2 protein-coding genes and 1 pseudogene are annotated in these 1,221 nt (G+C 70.6%); 2 read left to right on the top strand and 1 reads right to left on the bottom strand.

All coding sequences use genetic code 11. From position 1 onward, the window contains the following. The coding region (locus IF54_RS0138735; RefSeq protein ID WP_037821209.1) for a response regulator at window positions 1–270 on the bottom strand (270 nt) is incomplete at its 3' end. A 92-nt stretch (window positions 271–362) separates the two neighbouring features. On the opposite strand from IF54_RS0138735, the gene IF54_RS0138730 reads away from it, so the two are divergent. Together IF54_RS0138730 and IF54_RS0138725 are read left to right on the top strand one after the other, a co-directional pair. After that, a complete protein-coding gene (locus IF54_RS0138730) occupies window positions 363–911 on the top strand; it encodes a hypothetical protein (protein WP_051735716.1) in 549 nt (182 codons plus the stop codon). Further along, window positions 898–1,221, top strand: a pseudogene (locus IF54_RS0138725) (hypothetical protein); the annotation flags it as partial. The gene IF54_RS0138730 and the pseudogene IF54_RS0138725, both read left to right, overlap by 14 nt.

Here is a 1,221-nt window from a genome sequence, read left to right as displayed (position 1 = left end):
GAGCAGCAGATCCTCCTCGGTGCTGCGGGCGGTCAGCATCAGCACCGGCAGATCGCTCTCGCGGCGCAGGATGCGGCACACGTCCAGACCGTCGACGACCGGCATCATCACATCGAGGACCAGCAGGTCGGGCCGGTGGCGGCGCACCTCGTCGAGCGCGGCGCGCCCGTCGTGGACGAGCAGGGCGGTGTGGCCCTCGCTCTCCAGGTAACGGCGGATCACCTCGGCCTGTCGGGTGTCGTCCTCGGCCACGAGGACACGGGCGTTCATGGGGCCAGAGTAGGGGCGACCGGATCGGACGAGACGGCTTTCTGACCGCGTCCTGACAGGATGCTCATAACTTCGGGCCAGGGTCTGCCCCCATGTCGAACCTCTTCCATCGAGCCGCGGCCCTCACCGCCGCCGGCCTGGCCTGCCTGCTCCTGCTGACCGCCTGCGGAGGCGTCGGCGGAGACGACGACGCGGTCAACGACAGCGACGGCGAGGTCGCCTCGCTCACCACACCGGCGGCGGACGGCGGTTCGGCCAGCGCGAGCGCCGACCCCGACGCTGGCCGTCCGCGGATCCGGCTGGACAGCACCAACGAGGAGACCAACCGCATGTACGACGCGTGGCTCTCCTGCCTGAAGGACCACGGGGCGGAGGAGAAGTACAAGCGCAAGCCGAACGACCCCTCGGTGCTGGCCTGCCGGACGAAGGAACCGCTCAGCCCGCCGGAGCTGGACCCGGCCAAGAACCCGGACTACAGCGACGACGTACGCGAGATGGTGAAGTGCATGAAGGGGCACGGCATCAAAGCCCTGGTCCACGAGGGCAATTGGGCCCTGGAGACCGGGGACGAGCTCAACCGCCCCCACTACGACGAGTACGAGATCGACTGCCAGGTGAAGGCGTTCGGTGAAGACAAGTAACGACACCGGGGGCGCCCGTCGGCCGGGCGGACGGCGGTTGGCCGTCGGAGTGGTGGTACCGGTCGTCGTCGTGGCGGGCGCGTTCACCGTGACCGCGTGGCAGGACGACGACGGCAGGGCGGACGCCTCGAAAGGCGGCACCGTGCGGACCGCGACGGCCGTCGTGACCAGGAGCGACCTCTCCAACGCCCAGACCCTGGACGGAACCCTCGGCTACGGCCGGGCGACCACGGTCAAGGGCGGCCGGCCCGGCCTGGTGACCTGGCTGCCGGCGACGGGGACGACGGTGCGGCGCGGCGAGCCCCTGTAC

The sequence above is a fragment of the Streptomyces sp. NRRL B-3229 genome, assembly GCF_000719505.1.
Taxonomy (GTDB): Bacteria; Actinomycetota; Actinomycetes; order Streptomycetales; family Streptomycetaceae; genus Streptomyces; species Streptomyces griseorubiginosus.
Note: the sequence above shows the minus strand (reverse complement) of the source record. Positions and strands in the feature narration are given on the sequence as shown.

Bases quoted from the DNA above. Each gene is read 5' to 3' on its own strand.
- IF54_RS0138730 (WP_051735716.1), top strand. From the start codon at position 363: ATGTCGAACCTCTTCCATCGAGCCGCGGCCCTCACCGCCGCCGGCCTG.